The sequence below is a fragment of the Prochlorococcus sp. MIT 1300 genome, from assembly GCF_034092375.1.
Lineage (GTDB): Bacteria > Cyanobacteriota > Cyanobacteriia > PCC-6307 > Cyanobiaceae > MIT-1300.
The window spans coordinates 200,409-218,643 of the sequence record NZ_CP139302.1 but is presented as its reverse complement, the minus strand read 5'-3'; the positions used below and the strand labels follow the sequence as shown (position 1 = coordinate 218,643).

General features: G+C 39.4%; 18 protein-coding genes. 9 read left to right on the top strand and 9 right to left on the bottom strand.

Annotation, left to right across the window (positions count from 1 at the left end; all coding sequences use genetic code 11):
- Window positions 1-149 precede the first annotated feature (149 nt).
- Window positions 150-1,259: a 3-dehydroquinate synthase gene (aroB, locus tag SOI83_RS01100; RefSeq protein WP_320676751.1), complete on the top strand. Its 1,110-nt coding sequence runs from the start codon at window positions 150-152 to the stop codon at window positions 1,257-1,259.
- Here the strand turns inward: aroB and SOI83_RS01095 are convergent.
- The gene (locus SOI83_RS01095; RefSeq protein ID WP_320676750.1) at window positions 1,249-2,466 is read right to left on the bottom strand and encodes a class I SAM-dependent methyltransferase; all 1,218 of its coding nucleotides are present in this window, start codon (window positions 2,464-2,466) and stop codon (window positions 1,249-1,251) included. The genes aroB and SOI83_RS01095 overlap by 11 nt on opposite strands.
- 91 nt (window positions 2,467-2,557) lie before the next feature.
- Between SOI83_RS01095 and SOI83_RS01090 the strand changes: the two genes are divergently transcribed.
- A complete protein-coding gene (locus SOI83_RS01090) occupies window positions 2,558-3,310 on the top strand; it encodes a TPM domain-containing protein (RefSeq protein WP_414153455.1) in 753 nt (250 codons plus the stop codon).
- A gap of 19 nt (window positions 3,311-3,329) precedes the next feature.
- Here the strand turns inward: SOI83_RS01090 and SOI83_RS01085 are convergent, their stop codons facing one another.
- A complete protein-coding gene (locus SOI83_RS01085; RefSeq protein WP_320676748.1) occupies window positions 3,330-4,415 on the bottom strand; it encodes a hypothetical protein in 1,086 nt (361 codons plus the stop codon).
- A gap of 2 nt (window positions 4,416-4,417) precedes the next feature.
- Window positions 4,418-5,275, bottom strand: coding sequence for a TIGR04168 family protein (locus SOI83_RS01080; protein WP_320676747.1), 858 nt, complete (start codon window positions 5,273-5,275; stop codon window positions 4,418-4,420).
- Between the two features lie 70 nt (window positions 5,276-5,345).
- On the opposite strand from SOI83_RS01080, the gene nadA reads away from it, so the two are divergent.
- Window positions 5,346-6,290, top strand: coding sequence for a quinolinate synthase NadA (gene nadA, locus SOI83_RS01075; protein WP_320676746.1), 945 nt, complete (start codon window positions 5,346-5,348; stop codon window positions 6,288-6,290).
- A 286-nt stretch (window positions 6,291-6,576) separates the two neighbouring features.
- Complete coding sequence (locus tag SOI83_RS01070; protein WP_320676745.1) at window positions 6,577-7,152, top strand: DUF1543 domain-containing protein; 576 nt, start codon at window positions 6,577-6,579, stop codon at window positions 7,150-7,152.
- Between the two features lie 43 nt (window positions 7,153-7,195).
- On the opposite strand, the gene SOI83_RS01065 is transcribed toward SOI83_RS01070, so the two are convergent.
- From SOI83_RS01065 to SOI83_RS01055, 3 genes are read right to left on the bottom strand one after another with little or no spacing between them, the layout of a single operon-like run.
- Window positions 7,196-8,545 (bottom strand): S41 family peptidase, encoded by a 1,350-nt coding sequence (locus SOI83_RS01065; RefSeq protein ID WP_320676744.1) that lies wholly within the window; start codon window positions 8,543-8,545, stop codon window positions 7,196-7,198.
- Complete coding sequence (gene ispG / locus SOI83_RS01060; protein WP_320676743.1) at window positions 8,542-9,768, bottom strand: (E)-4-hydroxy-3-methylbut-2-enyl-diphosphate synthase; 1,227 nt, start codon at window positions 9,766-9,768, stop codon at window positions 8,542-8,544. Before ispG ends, SOI83_RS01065 begins: the two co-directional genes overlap by 4 nt.
- Entirely contained in the window at window positions 9,765-10,382 is a 618-nt protein-coding gene (locus tag SOI83_RS01055) for a uracil-DNA glycosylase (protein WP_320676742.1), read from the bottom strand. The genes ispG and SOI83_RS01055 overlap by 4 nt, the downstream gene beginning before the upstream one ends.
- Before the next feature lie 509 nt (window positions 10,383-10,891).
- Here SOI83_RS01055 and SOI83_RS01050 point away from each other — a divergent pair.
- Genes SOI83_RS01050 through SOI83_RS01030 form a run of 5 tightly spaced genes read left to right on the top strand, consistent with a single transcriptional unit; the run spans window position 10,892 to window position 16,005 of the window.
- On the top strand, window positions 10,892-12,082 hold the full coding sequence (locus SOI83_RS01050) for a pyridoxal phosphate-dependent aminotransferase (protein ID WP_320676741.1): 1,191 nt from the start codon (window positions 10,892-10,894) through the stop codon (window positions 12,080-12,082).
- A 17-nt stretch (window positions 12,083-12,099) separates the two neighbouring features.
- Window positions 12,100-12,999 carry a putative selenate ABC transporter substrate-binding protein gene (locus tag SOI83_RS01045; RefSeq protein WP_320676740.1) on the top strand — a complete coding sequence of 300 codons (900 nt, stop codon included), beginning with the start codon at window positions 12,100-12,102 and terminating at the stop codon, window positions 12,997-12,999.
- Window positions 12,996-13,739 carry an ATP-binding cassette domain-containing protein gene (locus tag SOI83_RS01040; protein ID WP_320676739.1) on the top strand — a complete coding sequence of 248 codons (744 nt, stop codon included), beginning with the start codon at window positions 12,996-12,998 and terminating at the stop codon, window positions 13,737-13,739. The genes SOI83_RS01045 and SOI83_RS01040 overlap by 4 nt, the downstream gene beginning before the upstream one ends.
- Window positions 13,718-15,316: a phosphonate ABC transporter gene (locus SOI83_RS01035; protein WP_320676737.1), complete on the top strand. Its 1,599-nt coding sequence runs from the start codon at window positions 13,718-13,720 to the stop codon at window positions 15,314-15,316. The genes SOI83_RS01040 and SOI83_RS01035 overlap by 22 nt, the downstream gene beginning before the upstream one ends.
- An 11-nt stretch (window positions 15,317-15,327) precedes the next feature.
- A complete protein-coding gene (locus SOI83_RS01030; RefSeq protein WP_320676736.1) occupies window positions 15,328-16,005 on the top strand; it encodes a GDSL-type esterase/lipase family protein in 678 nt (225 codons plus the stop codon).
- Window positions 16,006-16,052: 47 nt separating this feature from the next.
- Here the strand turns inward: SOI83_RS01030 and SOI83_RS01025 are convergent, their stop codons facing one another.
- The 3 genes from SOI83_RS01025 to SOI83_RS01015 all read right to left on the bottom strand — a co-directional run bounded on the left by SOI83_RS01025 (window position 16,053) and on the right by SOI83_RS01015 (window position 18,143).
- Entirely contained in the window at window positions 16,053-16,811 is a 759-nt protein-coding gene (locus SOI83_RS01025; RefSeq protein WP_320676735.1) for a DUF92 domain-containing protein, read from the bottom strand.
- A 116-nt stretch (window positions 16,812-16,927) separates the two neighbouring features.
- Window positions 16,928-17,719, bottom strand: a complete 792-nt coding sequence (locus SOI83_RS01020; RefSeq protein WP_320676734.1) for a 16S rRNA (uracil(1498)-N(3))-methyltransferase — start codon at window positions 17,717-17,719, stop codon at window positions 16,928-16,930.
- Window positions 17,694-18,143: a DUF3531 family protein gene (locus SOI83_RS01015; protein ID WP_320676733.1), complete on the bottom strand. Its 450-nt coding sequence runs from the start codon at window positions 18,141-18,143 to the stop codon at window positions 17,694-17,696. Before SOI83_RS01015 ends, SOI83_RS01020 begins: the two co-directional genes overlap by 26 nt.
- Between the last annotated feature and the right edge of the window lie 92 nt (window positions 18,144-18,235).

Genomic DNA, 18,235 nt, shown 5'->3' with positions numbered 1-18,235 from the left:
GAAGAAGCAATTTAAGGGTAAAGGTTATATCCTCAGAACGTCTAAGTAATTTGGAAAGAGTACAAACTTCCATTACGACAACCCTCAAAATAGAGTACATAGTGCTCTGTCTAAACAATTTTAATCGAAGCCCCACTCAAAACAGTTGCATGAACAAAGAAGCACGTCGTATCTCAGTCCCCTTAGAGAAGAACCCATACGAAATCATCATTGGTAATGGATCCTTAAAAGGGATAGGCGAAGAGCTGACTAAGGCGGGTTTCACTTCTGGGCAAAAGGTATTGGTGGTATCAAATCCTGAGGTCGCTGAAGCGTACGGAAAAATATGCATGCAAAGTCTTGAGAAGCACGGATTTGCAGCCAAGCTTCTAGAAATCAAAGCAGGTGAGAAGTACAAGACCCCTCAGTCAATTCAAAAGATTCATGATGCTGCATTTGAAAACAAACTTGAACGAGGCTCCCTAATGATTGCACTTGGAGGAGGAGTAGTAGGCGATATGACTGGTTTTGCCGCTGCGACATGGTTGAGAGGAATTGCTGTTGTTCAAATACCCACTACTTTGCTTGCAATGGTTGATGCTGCAATTGGGGGCAAGACAGGAGTAAACCATCCTTGTGGCAAGAATCTTATAGGAGCTTTTCATCAACCCAAGCTGGTACTAATAGATCCATATACCCTAAATACACTCCCTGAGAGAGAATTTAGAGCTGGCATAGCCGAAGTTATAAAATACGGAGTCATAGGCGATCCTCAACTATTTGAACGACTAGAATTACTATCTAATTTCACAAAATTAGATGAACTAGAGGTACAAGAATTAGAAGAAATTATTGAAAGGTCTGCAGCAACTAAAGCAAAGGTTGTAGCCTCTGACGAAACAGAAAAAGGAAACAGAGCTATCCTTAATTATGGTCATACATTCGGTCATGTAGTTGAAACCTTGTGTGGATATGGCACTTGGATTCATGGCGAAGCCGTCGCAATAGGCATGATTGCTGTAGGAGAGTTGGCTGTACAGGTCAATAGTTGGAGCAGGTCAGAAGCTGATCGTCAGGCAAAATTAATTAAGAAAGTAGGCTTACCTTTTAATTGGCCTAACTTGAATCCTCAAGAAGTTATCGAAACTCTTAGAACTGATAAGAAAGTACAAAATGGTAAGATCCGATTAATCATGCCAAAAAAAATTGGAGAAGTTGAAATAGTTGAGGAGATCAATTACGAACAACTATTAAAGTGTTTAGACAGCATCAAAGGATAGGTTCCTCCAAAAATGTGGTCTTCATAAGACTAATTTGATCATAATCATTAAGCCTATCTTCCTTCTGGAAGGCTATCCACCTAAATTCACCAAGACCTGAAGGATCAACAAGTCGAAGCAAAGACTCTCTTCTCTCAAACGCCAAGTTTATTCTAGAAGAAGGTATATTTTGTAGAGAGTGCAGCCTTTCTGCTAAACCTAAAGCTAACAATGCTTGACCTTGTCGTGTATGACCGATAAGTCTCCATCCTGATTCTTTAGCAAATTCAAAGAGGGTTTCCAAGCAAAGATGCGATGTTAGATCACAAAAACCAGGATTCGAAAGCAATTCACCAGAGCATTGTTGTTTTTGGTACGAAATAAGAGTTCCAGATGGCCTATCAGACGAATAATACCTCCTAGATTCAAGACAATAATCAATTACTAATAGAGGACCTTGTTTTATACAATTTGATGCCTTTTCCAAAAATGGACAAACTTCAGTATGCCATTCAGTAGTCCAATCATTGGGGGCGTCATAGGGTGGAATACTAAAACCATACTTGCGGCCTAGTTGTTGCAGAGATATATCAAGCTCCTCTGTAATTGGCATGCAAGTGTAGGCCAGATATTTTTGACTCTCAAAGTCCTTCAAACATATTCCTTGTCTAAAAAGTGAATTGTCATGCCATGTCAATCTATCTACAGGCAAAGCATCTAGGACTTCGTTCATAATGAAAACCCCAGTAACAGGTTTTAAAGCAAGTTCTTCAAAGGTGCTCCATTTGACAGAAATACCAGCAGATTCAGATAATTTCTCTCGTTGACGTTGAGCCATTGCTTCATTTTTCTCGACTAGAATTACATCTAGTTCTCCCACTAAAGAAGGACACATTCTCTTAAGGGCAGCAACAAGATCAACAACCAAATGTCCTTCACCTGGACCAACTTCGACCAAAGTCAATCTTTCATCTGATCCAACAGCAGATTTTAGTTGTAGAAGCCAATCAGATATTTGGATAGCCAACAATTCTGAAAAATCTGGACCTAGCGAAGGAGAGGTCACAAAATCCCCTTCCTTCCCAATACGAAGTCGACCTGTGGCATATGCCCCATGAATAGGGTCATTTAAGACCCAATCCATGAAGGAATAGAAACTGACTACTCCTTTGGAGTGCTCAATCCTTGAAGCTAACCACGGAGGACAAATAGCAGAAAGGTGTTCCATTAGAGAGAATACTCATCAATCCAAAAAGCCCATGGGTCCAAAAAGCAAACAAACGCAGCTATTAGCAAGCATTCTTGCTGTCATCCTTAGCATGTGTCTCTGCAGCCCGGTTCTTGCAGCTGACAATCCTGATCTCCTTCCAGACCATTACACCCCGGTCATAGACCTGGCAAGGATATTGACAGACAACCAACGGGAAGAGCTGGAGAAATCAATTGATAATTACGAGTCCACAACTGGATGGAAATTGAGAGTACTCACTCAATATGAACGAACTCCAGGCCTAGCAGTTAGAGATTTCTGGGATCTTGACGAACGGAGCTTATTGATAGTTGCAGATCCTCGTGGAGGAAACCTTCTGAATTTCAATGTTGGTGATGCATATTTTGCTCTAATGCCTCGTATTTTCTGGGTAGAACTGCAAACACGTTTTGGGAATCAATATTATGTAAAAGATCATGGTGAAGATGGGGCAATTCTAGATGCAATAGGGTCAGTAGAGATTTGCCTAAATAAGGGGGGATGTCAGGTAGTACCAGGCCTACCAAAAGAGCAGTGGCTTTGGACTCTTTCTACATCGATATTGGGAGGCTTAATAGCTGGCGTCTCCGCATATCCTAGAAAAAAAGAACAAGGAGTCGCTTGGGGTTGGCTATTATTATTTTCTCCTTTATGGGTAATGTTATTTGGAGTCTTTGGGATTGCGCCAATAATAACGAGAACAAGCGAATATTTACCACTTTTGCGTAATGGAATAAGTTTCTTAAGTTCGGCCTTGATTGCATATCTACTTGCTCAAGCAACATTTGGAGACCTGGGAGAAGAGAACCAAAATTCAAACTAATTCCTAAGATAGAAATTGACTAAGCTATAGAATGAGCAATAGTCCTAATCATAGTAGCGGCTGATAATGCACCATTATTCAAAAGTGATCCATAACTTGGGGAACACAAGGGCATGTCTAATTCCCACTCACCAGTTTGAAATGATTTCTGATCAAGTAATCTAAATTTCCCATATAGCTTCAATTGATCTATAAGAACTTTTGCTTCAGAGAAACCTTCTCTAGAAACCACATGCAAACCAACATTTTGACTTAATGCTTCACAAAAACTACTATAGCCAGGTTTACCTAATAATCTTGAGCAAAATGGTAACGCGTCTACTACTGAGGAATCTGGAGGCAAATGAACAACATTGTTCGGTACATATGTTGGCCTAGTCAATTCGAGACATTTGGGTTTTGCTAAAATAAATAGATGGTCTGGCCACCTTTGAAAAAGTTTAGGGTCAATATTAATACCCAATCCTCCAAATCCGACTAAAACTTTAGGAGACCGAGAATTGACTAGAGTAGTCTCAAAGCTCTTAGGCAAAGGTCTAGGGAGTTGTGATGTAAGTCCAATTTCTAGTTCATCTAGACCCCAATCCATATCTAGGCTGAATGGACATCTAAACACAAAATTTGCCTTCCGATATTTACTTCTTGCTAGATCCGCATGCTTAACAAACTCTCCTCCTAGAGGTTCATAAATGTCATCCCATCCAAAGTTGCCTAATAATAATAAGGGTGCATTCAGAGGCTCAGCCAAGTAAATTGCTGAAGCGGGTATATCAGAAACCACAACTACAGGAGAGTTATATGATCTTACCCACTCGAGCTCCTTAATAATTTTTTGAGGTAAATTAGTTTCTAAATCATTAAGAGTAATTAGTGTACTTTCAAGGTCTAGTTCCAATGCATCTTTTTGAATTATTCCAATATCCCAGCAAAAGTGTCGATAGACTACATCGATCTGACTAAATGCTACCTTTAGAAAACGAAAATCGACAACACTACTTACAACAAATTTCCATGTTGGTTCCTGATGAGCAAGCTCTGACAGAACTGCTGCCTGTCTAGCCGCATGACCATATCCGTGACTACTTAAGCAAACGTAGATAAGCATTACTAAGAATTAGTCCTGGTGCGATCTAGAAGAACATCTTCATAGATCATTTCACCATCTTGACTGAACCAACGATGACTAACAAATGTAAGCTTCCCACTTGTAAATTCTACCCATGAAAAATGGGATATATTTCTACCAAATACATCAAGTCCATTTCTGGGCACACATGCACTATTCAGGTAAACAGTTCCCCAGCAATCCTGATAGATAGTTTTTCTCAAAGTTGAAGATCGTTTAAGTGAATGATGCATATGACCAAAAACCACTAGATCAGGAATTCGTTTTCTTCGTATTTGATTGACTGCTAGCTCAAGATCTTTATCTCCCCAATCGATAGCAGGTTTTTTCCAATCACGACCACAAGGACTATTGGCCTCTGAACCTAAACCAGTAGGTCCAGCATGAGCCAAAACAACTAAGGGTTTATCTTTCGGAGCATTTAATGCTGCTGAAGAGATTCGAGAAGCAGATTCCACCAAGGAAATTGACCCAAAAACAGCCCTCACAGCATCGGAAAGATAAAAGCCACCACCTGGACTACAAGGTCGAGCACCAACAACAGAAATGTCTGGCTTATCCCAACTTCGTAAGCTCCATCCACAATGCAGGTCCCCCAAAAGGTTCAGTTGAGCTTGAAGCAAACGGCCAGAATGATCACGCCCTGTATCGTGATTACCAAGAATTACTGCAGTTGGAATGGGCAAAGCCTTAATTGACTTTGTCAGCTTGAGGTCTCCATCACTAAGATCACCGACAAACAACACTCCATCAGGTTGGAGCTTTAAAAGCAATGACTTATCCTCTAACCCCCATGCGCCATGCAAGTCTCCTGCAATAGCAAGGCGGAGGATTGCCAACAAATATGCTTAGCTTCTTCCCATCCTGCCCCAGATGGTCAAAATGACCAATATTTTGGAAGCAAATTCAATGAAGACTGTTCAGGGAAAAACCCCTGCACTAGTTAAGGAGATTAATTTAATCCGCGAGGAGATCAATGCCGTGATCCTTGCTCATTACTATCAAGATCCCGAGATACAAGATATTGCTGATTTCGTTGGGGATTCACTAGAACTGTCTCGGAAGGCAGCCACCACAACAGCAGAGGTAATAGTTTTTTGCGGTGTTCATTTCATGGCAGAGACAGCAAAGATTCTTAATCCTCACAAAACGGTTCTAATACCTGATATGGATGCAGGATGTAGCTTGTCAGATGAATGTCCAGCAGAAGATTTTGCAAATTTTCGTTCAAAACATCCTGATCATTTTGTAGTTAGTTATATCAACTGTAGTGCAGCTGTAAAAGCACAAAGTGATCTTATTTGTACCAGTAGCAATGCAGTTGACCTTATAAAACAATTACCAGAAGACCGGCCCATCATTTTTGCACCTGACAAAAATCTTGGAAAATGGGTAGAGAAACAAAGTGGTCGTTCGCTTACACTTTGGGATGGAAGTTGTTCTGTTCATGAAGCATTTAGCGAGGAAGCATTAATAAAACTAAAAATTCAATACCCTAATGCAGAAATCATTGCACATCCAGAATGTCAAGAGAACCTTCTCGCTATGTCTACATTTATTGGATCTACCAGCAAACTGCTTTCTAGAACAAAAGAAAGTAAATCAAGGGAGTTCATTGTACTTACCGAGCCTGGCATACTGCACCAAATGCGATTAGAGCAACCGAACAAGATATTTCTTGAGGTTCCAGGCGTAGATGGATGTTCATGCAACGAATGTCCTTATATGAGATTAAATACCTTAGAAAAACTGGCGAGGTGTCTAAAATTAAAAGAACCAGAAATCATAATTGAAAAAAATCTAATCACCCAAGCACTAATACCTATTGAGCGGATGCTTGAAATGAGTACTTAGTTATTAGCAAATTCACAGCATATAGTATCCAATTCAATCATTGAAATCATCAAATTAAACTCTTTGCACAATAAGTCGCAAATCAAAAAGGGATTCTACAAATTAGCAACTTTACTACCCTATGTTTTAATGTGCATGATTATATAAACTAATATTTGAAGAGTTCGCTTCCCAATGAAATTAATGCAACCACCAAAATTCAAAAAATAAAAATTAAAAAAGAGATTCCTCCCTTTAGTTAAAAACATCAAGCTGATGTGCTTGAATTCTATTATTTCTAAAAGAAGTGTCTAAGGTCAAACTATACCTAGTAGTTTTAGGAGGAAGATTCCGAAATTGCAATGTCGAGCTACATGACGTCAGGTGGGTAGCATCAGAAACTATAGAGGCAGCTATACCCGAATTAAAATCCCAATGGTTTGGGAACCAAAAAGGACTTCATATAGATAGTTATATGAATTTAGAATACGTCGATGGTTATAAGATAGTTTTAAAAGAAGCCTCTAAATTAAAACCTATTAACAAAAGTTCGATAAGTTGTAAGAACGAATCCTTAAAAAAACTATGGTTTGTAAACTTAGGTGGCTACAAGTCAGACCAATTAGCTGAAGCCCATGAATTTGGCATGGTCGTTGCAAACTCCTCAAAAGAGGCAATAAAGAAAGCAAAGGTAAATTGGCTACCAAAATATGAAAAAAGGCATAAAGATGATTTGAAAATAATAGAAACTTCATACGTTGCAGATGACAATTGTCGCATTGAAAGTATTGGAGAGTGGTCTGTAGCACTTCAACCTGATCCACTTCAAAGAAGTCAGAGTTACATCCCCGAATGGTTTGGTTATTGGAGATTAGACAAATAATCTAATGTTCTACATAAAATAGTTTTTTTTCAATCTATTCGGCTTAGAATTGGCTAACTAAATTGTATTTATGATAATCAAATGAATTCTCATTATTTTGCCTAGAAAGTAATCTTGATAATGCAGTTTCTGCAACTACATACTGGACATCTGCCTCTGTTCCGAGGTCTCTTGTTGTCATTTTTTCAAGCTTACCCTTAGGAATTGTAGATTGAATATCTGGGTAAATACCATTTCTATGTATATCAGTTCCGTTAGGCGTTAAGTACTTAGCTATAGTTACAGTTAATCCAGACCCATCTGACAATCGTCTCACCGACTGAACCAATCCCTTCCCAAAAGTTTTCTGGCCAACAAGAATACCTCTACGATTGTCTTGAATAGCACCTGACAATATTTCACTTGCGCTTGCTGAGCCTTCATTTACCAATACAACAACAGGCCTTGAGGTTAGTGCTCTTCCATTTGCTCTTCTAGTGTCCTTAATACCATCTCTAGTCATAGTACTTACTATCGTTCCTCTATTAATCCATTGGCGAGCAATATCTACACTTGATTCAAGTAACCCACCTGGATTGCTACGCAAATCTAAGACATAGCCTTCAACTCCTTTTAACTCAAAATCTTTTATTGCAACCCTCATCTCCTTAGCTGCATTGGAATTAAATTGTTTTAACCGAATATAGCCAACATCCAGCCCATCAAAAGTAGTATTTATTTTTCTATTAACTGCGAGTAATTCAATTTTTGCTCTATATATAGGGAACTTAATAACTTTTCCATTTCTACGAATTCCTAATACAACCTTAGTCCCTTCCTTTCCTCTAATTAGCTTCACAGCATCTTGTATTGACATCCCCTTAGTCGATCTACCATCAATCAAAATAATTACATCATTAGGTTGTATACCTGCTTCAAAAGCTGGGGTGTTCTCAATTGGTGAGACAACGATTAGCTCTTTCGTTTCTCTATCCAGGGAAAGTTGAATACCTACACCAGTAAGTTCTCCACTAGTATCTATTTGCATCTCTTTAAAGTCCTTAGGTTCCATAAATCTTGTATAAGGATCTTTAAGGCTTTCTAGCATTCCTCTAATAGCATCATAAGACTCAGTATTATCAGAGTAGGTTCTGTTAAGCATTTTCTTACGTATATCTATCCAATCATTACGATCAAAAGAACCAGTAGGGTCTAAATAGTCTCTATAAACAATTTGCCATACTTGATCAATAACTTCCTTCGGGCTATCGGCTATTGAAGAATTGAATTTTCTAGGAAAACTAAAACCAGGTGATGAAATAAAGAAAGCAAAATAAAGACTGCTAAGAAATAAAAATTTCCTGTCGATTTCTAAGGCAAATTTGAGAGTAGAAGGTTTTTTTAACAAATTCATTTCTTGTGGGGTTCAATCCAACGACCATCTTCTTTTATTAGATCAACAAGAGCCTCAACACCTTGATCTTCAGGTACTTTTTTAATTTCTTCACGACCTCGATACAGGGCTATAACTCCAGGGCCTTTTCCTACGTAGCCATAGTCTGCATCTGCCATCTCTCCTGGCCCATTAACAATACAGCCCATTACAGCTATATCTAATCCTGTTAAGTGTTGAGTGGCACCTCTAACTTTTTGAACAACCTCCTCAAGATTAAACAATGTTCTTCCACAACTTGGGCAACTTATATATTCAACCATCGTTTTACGAAGGCCTACAGCCTGAAGAATCGAATAGCAAACAGGGATTTCTTTCTCTGGGGCTTCAGTGAGAGAAACACGAATAGTGTCCCCCAGTCCTTCAGATAAGAGAGTAGCTATGCCGGCTGTACTCTTAATTCGTCCATAATCACCATCTCCAGCTTCAGTAACCCCTAAATGCAAAGGGTAATTAAATCCTTCCTTATCCATTCTGTCAGCCATTAATCTATAAGCAGCCAGCATCACTGGAGCTCTTGAGGCCTTCATTGAAATAACAATATTATGAAAATCTAATGAATCACAAATACGTACAAATTCCATTGCTGATTCAACCATACCTAAAGGAGTATCACCATACGAAAAAAGCATTCTTTCTGCTAGAGAGCCATGATTGACTCCTATTCGAAGTGCTTTATCTTGTTCCTTTAGAAGGGCAACAAGAGGTTTAAATCTTTCAATAATACGATTACTAATAGAGTTAATCTCGTCTGCCGAGAATTCTTTTCTAAGAGGATCAGGCTGCTCGAATACAAATAGTCCAGGATTAATTCGGACTTTGTCTACATGTTTGGCAACCTCTAATGCTATTTTCATCCCATTGTGATGAACATCTGCAACAAGAGGGACCCTTGCATAGGTTGCAATTAGCTTTTTACGTATTTCACCAACTGCTTTCGCATGAGCCAATGAAGGAACTGTCAATCGAACAATTTCACAGCCCACCTCATGCAAACGCCTGATTCCTGCAACAGCCCCGTCTATATCCAGTGTGTCCTCATTGATCATGGACTGAACTCTTACTGGATGATCACTTCCTATGGAAATGTCCCCAACCATCACCGTGCGGGTTGAGCGCCTATAAATCTTGGTGTCGTAGCGTTTTGATGATGAATCAACGCTATCGACAAAGCTTGAGTTCATGACTGTAAACAAGCATCAGAATCGAGCATAGTTATAACTTCAGTTCTTTTGAATTTATCAAGCTGTTGGCGAACCTCAATAAGGTCAGCCACGGTCAATGAAGTTGGAGCACCTTCTGCCTTTGAAGGATTCCTTAGAAGGTATGCAGGATGAAAGAGAGGCATTACTAGACGACCTTCATAATCATGCCATTGTCCTCGAAGGCGAGAAATGCCAGTTTTAATCCCTAACACAGCTTCTAATGCTGTTGATCCCGCCAAAACCAATATATGTGGATCAACAAGGGTGATTTGTTCTCTAAGCCAGGGCCACCAGGAAACAATTTCGGCTTTAGATGGCTTTCGATTATTAGGCGGTCGACACTTAACAACATTAGAAATATAGAAGTCTTTGCTTGGGTTCATTCCAACACCCTTAATTAAGTTTTCTAAGAATTGTCCAGAGCGTCCTACGAAAGGCTCTCCAAGGGCATCCTCTGCTACACCTGGAGCCTCTCCTATTAGCATCACGTCTGCAAAGGGGTTGCCCCGCGCAACAACCACTCTGGGCCTTTGCAAATCCTTCTCAGTGCAACTGATATCTCCTCTAGGCAGAGAGGTTTGAGATTTAGTCATCCAACGAAACCATAATTTGATAAAGGCTTAATCGCATTCAAATGGAATAACCAATAAGAAATAATTGCCCTCAGGGTCCGCGACCCAAACCTCCGCTCCAAAGCTTTGCAGTGAAGATGAGGTAATTCTCTTTGCTCCTTTTGACATGACTGAAGAGACCCAGTCATCCAAGTTCTTTAAAGGGTTAGAAGAAGGCTCACCGTAAAAACACAGACCCAGAGAGGTTCCCGTTAATGGAAAAGGATACTTTTCTGATGGGCGGAAGATCTGAATAGACGATCCATTCGGGTGACTTAGGCACAAATGGTCTTTAGTGAAACCAGGTTGGATCTCCTCACCCATAACAAAAGAGTAAAATTTGCCAAGGTTTAAAGGTGATTTCGCTGGGAGTACGAAGCTCAATTCTGGTTGGATCATCACAACATTAGACAGCTACAAAGATTGTCTAGAAGAAAACATCCGGCAAAATGTGATTCTGAAGAACCCAGGGAAAAGGAGGTATAGCGAGAATGCAAATCTCGCCAGAGCTATCAAGTAGGGCTAAGGCCCTGCAACCCTCTCTTACACTGGCCATCAGTGCACGATCCAAGGCTTTACAAAAACGAGGTGTTGACATCTGCAGCCTTAGTGCAGGGGAACCTGATTTCAACACGCCAGAGTTCATTATCGAAGCAACCTTAAAAGCCTTAAAAGACGGGGTTACTCGATATGGGCCTTCAGCAGGTGATCCCGAACTTCGCCATGCAATAGCAGAAAAGTTGACCAGTAGAAACAATATAGAAACAACATTAGATGAAGTGCTTGTGACCAATGGTGGCAAGCAAGCTATATACAATCTCTTTCAAATATTACTTAACCCAGGCGATGAAGTTCTAATTCCATCTCCCTATTGGTTAAGTTATCCAGAAATGGCACGATTGGCTGGAGGCGTGCCTATACCAATAAAGTCAGATCCCAATGATGGATTTAAATTAGATATTGAAGCATTAAATAATTCAATTAATGAAAAATCTAGACTCCTTGTACTCAATACACCTGGAAATCCAACCGGTCAGATACTGTCATTAGATTTGTTGAAAAATATTGTAGATTTAGTTCAAAACAACCCTAATCTATGTGTTATGAGTGACGAGATATATGAGTTTTTGCTAGAGGAGAATACAACCCATTATAGTTTTGCTGCTTTAGCTCCTGAAATAAAGGATCGTATTTTTACTGTTAACGGCTTTGCAAAAGGATGGGCCATGACGGGGTGGCGAATAGGATATCTTTGTGGTAACAAAGATACAATCAAAGCTGCGTCTGCATTGCAGAGTCAAAGCACTAGTAATGTTTGTAGTTTTGTCCAGAAAGGTGCATTGGCTGCTCTTACAGGCCCGATGGATTGCGTTTACGAGATGGTTGATAGCTATAACAAACGGAGGAAACAGCTGACTAAGGGTCTCTTGTCTATAAAGGGTATTGCACTGGTCCCACCAAAGGGAGCCTTTTACGCCTTTCCTCAACTACCCGAAGGCTGTCCGGACTCAATCACCTTTTGTGAAAAAGCACTTGAAGAATCTGGATTGGCATTGGTTCCGGGAGCTGCCTTTGGTGAGGATCGATGTATAAGGTTATCGTGTGCTGTTTCTCAAAAAACAATAGAAGACGGACTAAATAGACTTGATAACTTTATAATGGGAATCTTAAACAAGGGTTAACCAACTGTATACCTCTTATGAAGTTCCTAAAAAGGATAGTACTAACAGCACCACTCTTATGTGCCCTACTAACAATCACTAGCTGTACACAGAAGAACAATAAGATCCTTTTGATTGGAGGAATTCCAGATCAAAATCCAGAGCGCCTAAATAGACTCTACAACTTACTTTCCACCCACCTAAGCCAGGATTTAGATGTTTTAGTTAAATATGTTCCTGTATCAAGTTATCAAGCAACTGTTAGCGCATTCAGAACTGGAAGCCTTGACTTGGTCTGGTTTGGTGGCCTAACTGGAGTACAAGCAAGACTTCAGACGCCAGGTTCAAAAGTAATAGCGCAAAGAGACATAGATAAAAATTTTCGTAGTGTTTTCATCGCAAACAAATCTACAAAATTAAAGCCAATAAAGAAAATATCACAATTAGGTATATTTAAGGGTAAGCGTTTTACTTTCGGCTCAGAGAGTTCAACGTCAGGAAGACTTATGCCACAGTACTTCTTACAAAAAGGAGGTGTGATTGTAAAAGACTTTTCCGGTGGTATTGCAGGATTCAGTGGAAGTCATGATGCAACCATTGCCCTTGTTCAAAGTGGCTCGTATCAAGCTGGAGCACTAAATGAGCAGGTCTGGAAATCAAACAAAGAAAGAGGACGAATTAAAGAGTCAAAAGTTTCGGTAATCTGGCGAAGCCCTCCCTATGCTGACTATCATTGGCTAGCTCAAGCTAATCTTGACAGTCGTTTTGGGAAAGGGTTCACAACTAGTTTGCAGAAATCATTCTTCAAATTAAATAACAAAAATGAATCACACCTGCAAATTTTAAATCTATTTGGTGCTAAAAGATTTATCCCTGCACAAGCTAATCAATACAACAAGATTGAAACAATTGGTCGCCAGCTTGGCAAGATTAAGTGAATCCAATCCTTGAGCTAAATGGAATACGAGTAAGAGGGAGTAATAGAGACAGATTGAAAAACATTCACCTTAGGATTTTCAAAGGCGAACGAGTGGCATTACTTGGAAATAGTGGGGCAGGGAAAACCAGCCTTCTTTCAGTTTCGAATGGGAGTCTAATACCAGACTTTGGAGAAGTAAAATGGAAAGGGAAAGATCTACTCAGATTAAAAAGAAGAGAAAGAAAGGAAATTGGCACACTTTGGCAAGATCTAAGGTTAATTAATGAGTTAAGTGTTATTCAAAATATAAATACGGGAGCACTTGGGATACATAACTTCCTTTGGGCAATAAAAAATTTAATTGGCATAGTTAATAGACAGGAATGCATATCTTGCCTTTATGCAGCAGGGCTATCAAAAAACTTCATTACAAGACCCGTTCAAGAATTGTCTGGCGGGCAAAAGCAAAGAGTAGCAATTGCCCGTTTACTGCGGCAAGGGGCAGATGTAATACTTGCAGATGAACCTCTGACTGGATTAGATCCGAAACTGGTTGATGAAATTTTAAACCTACTAGTCAACTCAAATAAAAAGTGTTCTCTTGGTATAGCAGAAACAATTGTTGTTAGTATTCACCGCCCCGAATTGATCAAAGATTTCACAAGAGTAGTTGGATTGAATAATGGTCAAATTGTTGTCGATAAACCAATAAAAGATCTGAAAGAAGAAGATTTATCATGTATTTACACGGTAAAATAAAGAATTTCAAGCCTGCATCTGTTCTCATAACAATACTGCCAGCGGCAGCAATGATACCTGTTTTTGTAGGTTTAATTTTAGGGGCGCATCAGGGAGGAGCAGCTCTTATAACATCATTTTTTACTGCTGCTTTTCACCCCTCACTTAACAGCATTGTTATAAATAGCGCATGGAAAGGGCTTAAAATCACTATCACTACAGCAATATTAAGTTGGACTATAAGTTTTGTTTTTGGGACAGGCCTAGGAATCCTCAGCTCTAAAGTGTTTTGGCGTACATGCGATTACCCAGAATGGATTGCGATACAATTACGACGGTTTTTGGCAATACCAAGATCAATTCATGAGATGCTCTGGGGAATAATTCTTTTAGAAATATTTGGACTCAGTCCCTGGATAGCTATTTTTGCAATAACAATTCCCTATTCAGCTTTAGTTGCTAGAGTTTTAAGTGATCAACTTGACACTTTAGAGACAAAATCTCTTACTGCTTTAATTCAAGCTGGTGCCAGGCCATTTTCGGCATTAGCAAGTTCACTCGGCCCTAAAATGATACCGGTTTTACTTACTTATGGTGGTTACCGACTTGAATGTGCACTCAGGGGAGCAACATTGTTAGGCCTATTCGGGATGGGGGGAATTGGTACAGAGCTGCAATATACAATCGAATCTCTTCAATTCGAAGAAATGTGGACCTCTCTTTGGATGATTGGTTTTGTAATGTTTTCTCTTGAGAAGTCATTAACCTTATGGCGTCAAAACATCTCAAAGGAAAGATCTAATATTACCAACCATTTAGCACTCTCACTTTTACTGATATTGCTTGGATTTATTTCAAGTCTAGTCATATTGTATCAAGTTGATGTTGGACTATTTGATAGATTACGGCCAACATCAATCCCTCTACCCGAAATCATTGATTTAAAGCTTGCCTGGCAAAGCTTACCTTTATTACAACTTATAGGATCTACTCTTTTATTGACAATACTTTCATCAGGTATTGCAATAGGTATTCCTCCTTTAGGTCTATTAATCTGGCCCACTAAAACGGGGCAAAGTATTCAAAGTGCTCTATGGGCATTCCTTAGACTAATTCCTATTAAATTATCTGCATTGATACTTCTCCTGGCTAGCAATCCTAGTATTTATATAGCAGCTTTAGCATTAGGTATGCATAATGTTGGGGTTATGGGACGTCTACTAAAAGAAGGGCTGGACTCACAAAGTAACAACCTAATTACATCATTAGAAACATCTGGGTCAAGTTCACGTATAGCATGGTTATATGGAAGCATGACTATGCAAACTAATAGTTATCTTGCCTACTCTGCATATCGAACAGATGTAATTCTAAGAGAAACTGCTGTCGTTGGAGTGATAGGAGGATCAGGTATTGGATGGCAACTTATAGATTCGATAAGCTCATTCGCATGGGGCGAAGTCATCCTACTGATGACTATATTTTCAGCTATCACCTTGTTAGGCGAAGCACTGAGCGATAAATGTCGTCATTATCTGGTTAATAGAAATAGAGAAAGTCTTATTATAAATACCTTTACTAGGCCAAAAATAATCTAATTCTGAGATCGATGGTTATTTCAGTTAAACAACTTATAGTGATTGGTGATAGCGGTGTTCATGGCTGGGGTGATCGTGAAAACGGGGGTTGGTGCGAACAATTAAAAAGAAACTGGATGAATCTACCTGGAGGAGCGATTGTTTATCCTTTAGGAGTTCGTGGTGATGGGCTTGAAAGAGTTGCAAAGAGATGGCGCAACGAATGGATGGTTCGTGGAGAACTTAGGAGAAAAGTACCTGATGGGGTTTTGTTATCAGTCGGCCTTAATGACACCGCACGTATCGGTCGTAAAGATGGACGCCCTCAACTATCTACAGATGCATACTATTTTGGGCTATGCCAATTGTTAAGCGAAATCAAGGCAGAAACTGATGTAATGGTTTTAGGAATAACTCCAGTTGATGAGGGTGCCATGCCGTTTTCAGGATGTCTATGGTATTCAAACGACTCGATAAAGTTATATGAGGCTCAAATAGAAAGCGCCTGTCTGGAGACAGATGTACCTTTTCTGCCAGTGCATCAATATATGCTTAAAGAGCCTGATTGGCTTACATGGATAGAACCTGATGGAATCCATTTAAATAGCGAGGGGCATAGTTGGCTTCTTGAAAGGCTTGCCAACTGGCAACCCTTATTGTCATGGGCTGAACTAAAACCAATTAAAAACGTTACTCCAACATTAAGCTGATAAGGTAATTCCTAAGAAAAAATAAATATGGTCTAAAAAAGTAACCTTCAGATCAAATTTATTACCCCCAAAAAACTGGCCAAAACCATAGCAAGTATCGCTGAAAAGAGAGTTTGCACAGCATTAATTAATTCATTGCTTAGCCAAAGAAATCGGTTTTGAAAAGAAGCACCCAAAACACTTTCAAATAATGTAGCTATAAATCCTACTGAGATAACCAATAATATTATTTCTAGTGAAGGTAAAAGAGAAAAACATGCCATTGATAATGTCATTAAGACACTACCGAGTAACGAAGCCAGAGTTCCTTCGAAACTAATTGCTCCGTCGGTGCCTGGTGGAACTTTTTTAAGAGAGGTTATTAAAAATGTATTCCTTCCCCATAATTTACCAATCTCACTCCCAAAAGTGTCCGCCAATTTTGCAGAGAAGCTTGCCGAAAAACCAATCAAGAGCAAATCCCTGGATCCAAATCCAGCACCAATTAATAAGGCAATTATTGTGCCAACAGCAGCTGATCCCCATACATTTTCAGGGCCACGCTTACCCCCACGTCCTTCAGCCAAACCAATTCTTTGCTTAAATTTTATCCCTAGGCGAGTAACACTAGAACCCATTAAGAAATAACAAACAACAGCTGACCATCCCTGCCAATTAAGAGCCCCCCATAGAATTGTTCCCAAGGCACCTGCATGTATCCACCCAGTTCTGGTAAGTAAAGGGAGCCTATGAAATATCGAAATTAGAAGTGAGTTGATAAGAAAGGCCAAATACCACTGAAGGTCTATGTTGAATGAAGGAACCATAAGGGCAAGAATGTTTTAATAAGAGTAATCTATATAGAGATGCGTTATACAATCTTTATAAGAATCACAAAAAAATAAACCTCTAAAAGAATTAGTTATAAAGTTTAAGAGTTACGTTAACCAAAGTTAGTATTCCTTCTCCAAGAAGCCATTAGTTGAGTGGCTGAAACTGCTGCAGTTGATGTCCTCAATATTAAATCTCCTAATTGAACGAGTTGCCAACCAAAAGAAACAGCTTCCTTTTCTTCTGTTTCTGTCCATCCTCCTTCAGGTCCAATAGCAATCCATATGTGCTCTTTCTGATGTTCCTCTCTATTAAGCCAAGCTGAAAAATCCGGTAGAGTTTTAATTCGTGTTGTGGCAACTGCTAATCCAGCTGAAGATTTCGGCATAGGCCAGAATTGAAAGGAATCAACAATTGGTAATAGTTTTGGAATCCAAAGCCTTTCTGATTGTTCAACAGCTTCCTTGAGGATATTCAACCATCTAGAGAATTTTTCATCATTTTGAACAACTCCACGCTCAGAATAAAGAGGTTGAATTACATCAACTCCAATTTCGCAACACATCCTTAAAGCTTCATCAAAACCTCTTTTAGGAACCACTACAGCAACACAAATAAGAGGGCGTAACTCTTCAGAGTGAACAGGAGAAGAATGTAATGGGTTTATCAATTTAAGGAATTTTCCTTCTTGTAAGAATGCCTTCCATAGGCCTCCACGACCATCAACAATCTCTATTTCGGCTTTGTTTCTAAGCCGGAGGACTCTTCTTAAATAATGAATTTCAGTCTTCTCCAGCTCTAGAAGCTGATCTGATGGGCTGATCTTCAAAAATCGTTTTGGATCAACAAATAGTCGTCTAGATTCAGACAAAATTATTTCAGCGATCCATTTGGAAGAGAGCATCAGGATGCTCTACAATTGGCCAATCTGTATTTACCCCACCAACGCAAACCTGTTTAAGCTGAACAACACTTTCATCGACCTGAATAAGAGAATTAATCAAAACATCAATAGCCATTGCATCACTTGTTCCGAGATCAACCCAACATCTAGCCCAATTACGTTGATATTCCAACTCGCCAATGTTGTGCATTAAAGCCGGCATGGCTTTATTTGCCTCGTTATTGTCATAGGCCATGCCACTAATTTCAATTCCTTCATGATGAGCTTGAAGGTTCTCCGCGTTAAAACCACCAAGACGCCCCAACACATACCAACTATCAAAAATACCGTCAATATAATTTTTCTCACCCTCACTGGGAACCTCATTAAATTGAAGCCATATCCAGCAATTGAATGGATCCACCTCTCTAAAACAGACTTCCATGATTAACCGGCAACACTTGCATCATTACTAGAAAATACAAACATCCCGCAACCCCTCACAGTATTATTTAATCCTATACAGCATTATGTAGA

What these genes read in the sequence shown, in the direction of transcription:
- SOI83_RS01055 (WP_320676742.1), bottom strand. Translation starts at nt 10,382, where the DNA reads ATGACTAAATCTCAAACCTCTCTGCCTAGAGGAGATATCAGTTGCACT.
- SOI83_RS01065 (WP_320676744.1), bottom strand. Translation starts at nt 8,545, where the DNA reads ATGAATTTGTTAAAAAAACCTTCTACTCTCAAATTTGCCTTAGAAATC.
- ispG (WP_320676743.1), bottom strand. Translation starts at nt 9,768, where the DNA reads ATGAACTCAAGCTTTGTCGATAGCGTTGATTCATCATCAAAACGCTAC.
- SOI83_RS01095 (WP_320676750.1), bottom strand. Translation starts at nt 2,466, where the DNA reads ATGGAACACCTTTCTGCTATTTGTCCTCCGTGGTTAGCTTCAAGGATT.
- SOI83_RS01035 (WP_320676737.1), top strand. Translation starts at nt 13,718, where the DNA reads ATGTATTTACACGGTAAAATAAAGAATTTCAAGCCTGCATCTGTTCTC.
- nadA (WP_320676746.1), top strand. Translation starts at nt 5,346, where the DNA reads ATGAAGACTGTTCAGGGAAAAACCCCTGCACTAGTTAAGGAGATTAAT.
- SOI83_RS01020 (WP_320676734.1), bottom strand. Translation starts at nt 17,719, where the DNA reads ATGCTCTCTTCCAAATGGATCGCTGAAATAATTTTGTCTGAATCTAGA.
- SOI83_RS01090 (WP_414153455.1), top strand. Translation starts at nt 2,558, where the DNA reads ATGTGTCTCTGCAGCCCGGTTCTTGCAGCTGACAATCCTGATCTCCTT.
- aroB (WP_320676751.1), top strand. Translation starts at nt 150, where the DNA reads ATGAACAAAGAAGCACGTCGTATCTCAGTCCCCTTAGAGAAGAACCCA.
- SOI83_RS01050 (WP_320676741.1), top strand. Translation starts at nt 10,892, where the DNA reads ATGCAAATCTCGCCAGAGCTATCAAGTAGGGCTAAGGCCCTGCAACCC.
- SOI83_RS01085 (WP_320676748.1), bottom strand. Translation starts at nt 4,415, where the DNA reads ATGCTTATCTACGTTTGCTTAAGTAGTCACGGATATGGTCATGCGGCT.
- SOI83_RS01025 (WP_320676735.1), bottom strand. Translation starts at nt 16,811, where the DNA reads ATGGTTCCTTCATTCAACATAGACCTTCAGTGGTATTTGGCCTTTCTT.
- SOI83_RS01030 (WP_320676736.1), top strand. Translation starts at nt 15,328, where the DNA reads ATGGTTATTTCAGTTAAACAACTTATAGTGATTGGTGATAGCGGTGTT.
- SOI83_RS01045 (WP_320676740.1), top strand. Translation starts at nt 12,100, where the DNA reads ATGAAGTTCCTAAAAAGGATAGTACTAACAGCACCACTCTTATGTGCC.
- SOI83_RS01015 (WP_320676733.1), bottom strand. Translation starts at nt 18,143, where the DNA reads ATGGAAGTCTGTTTTAGAGAGGTGGATCCATTCAATTGCTGGATATGG.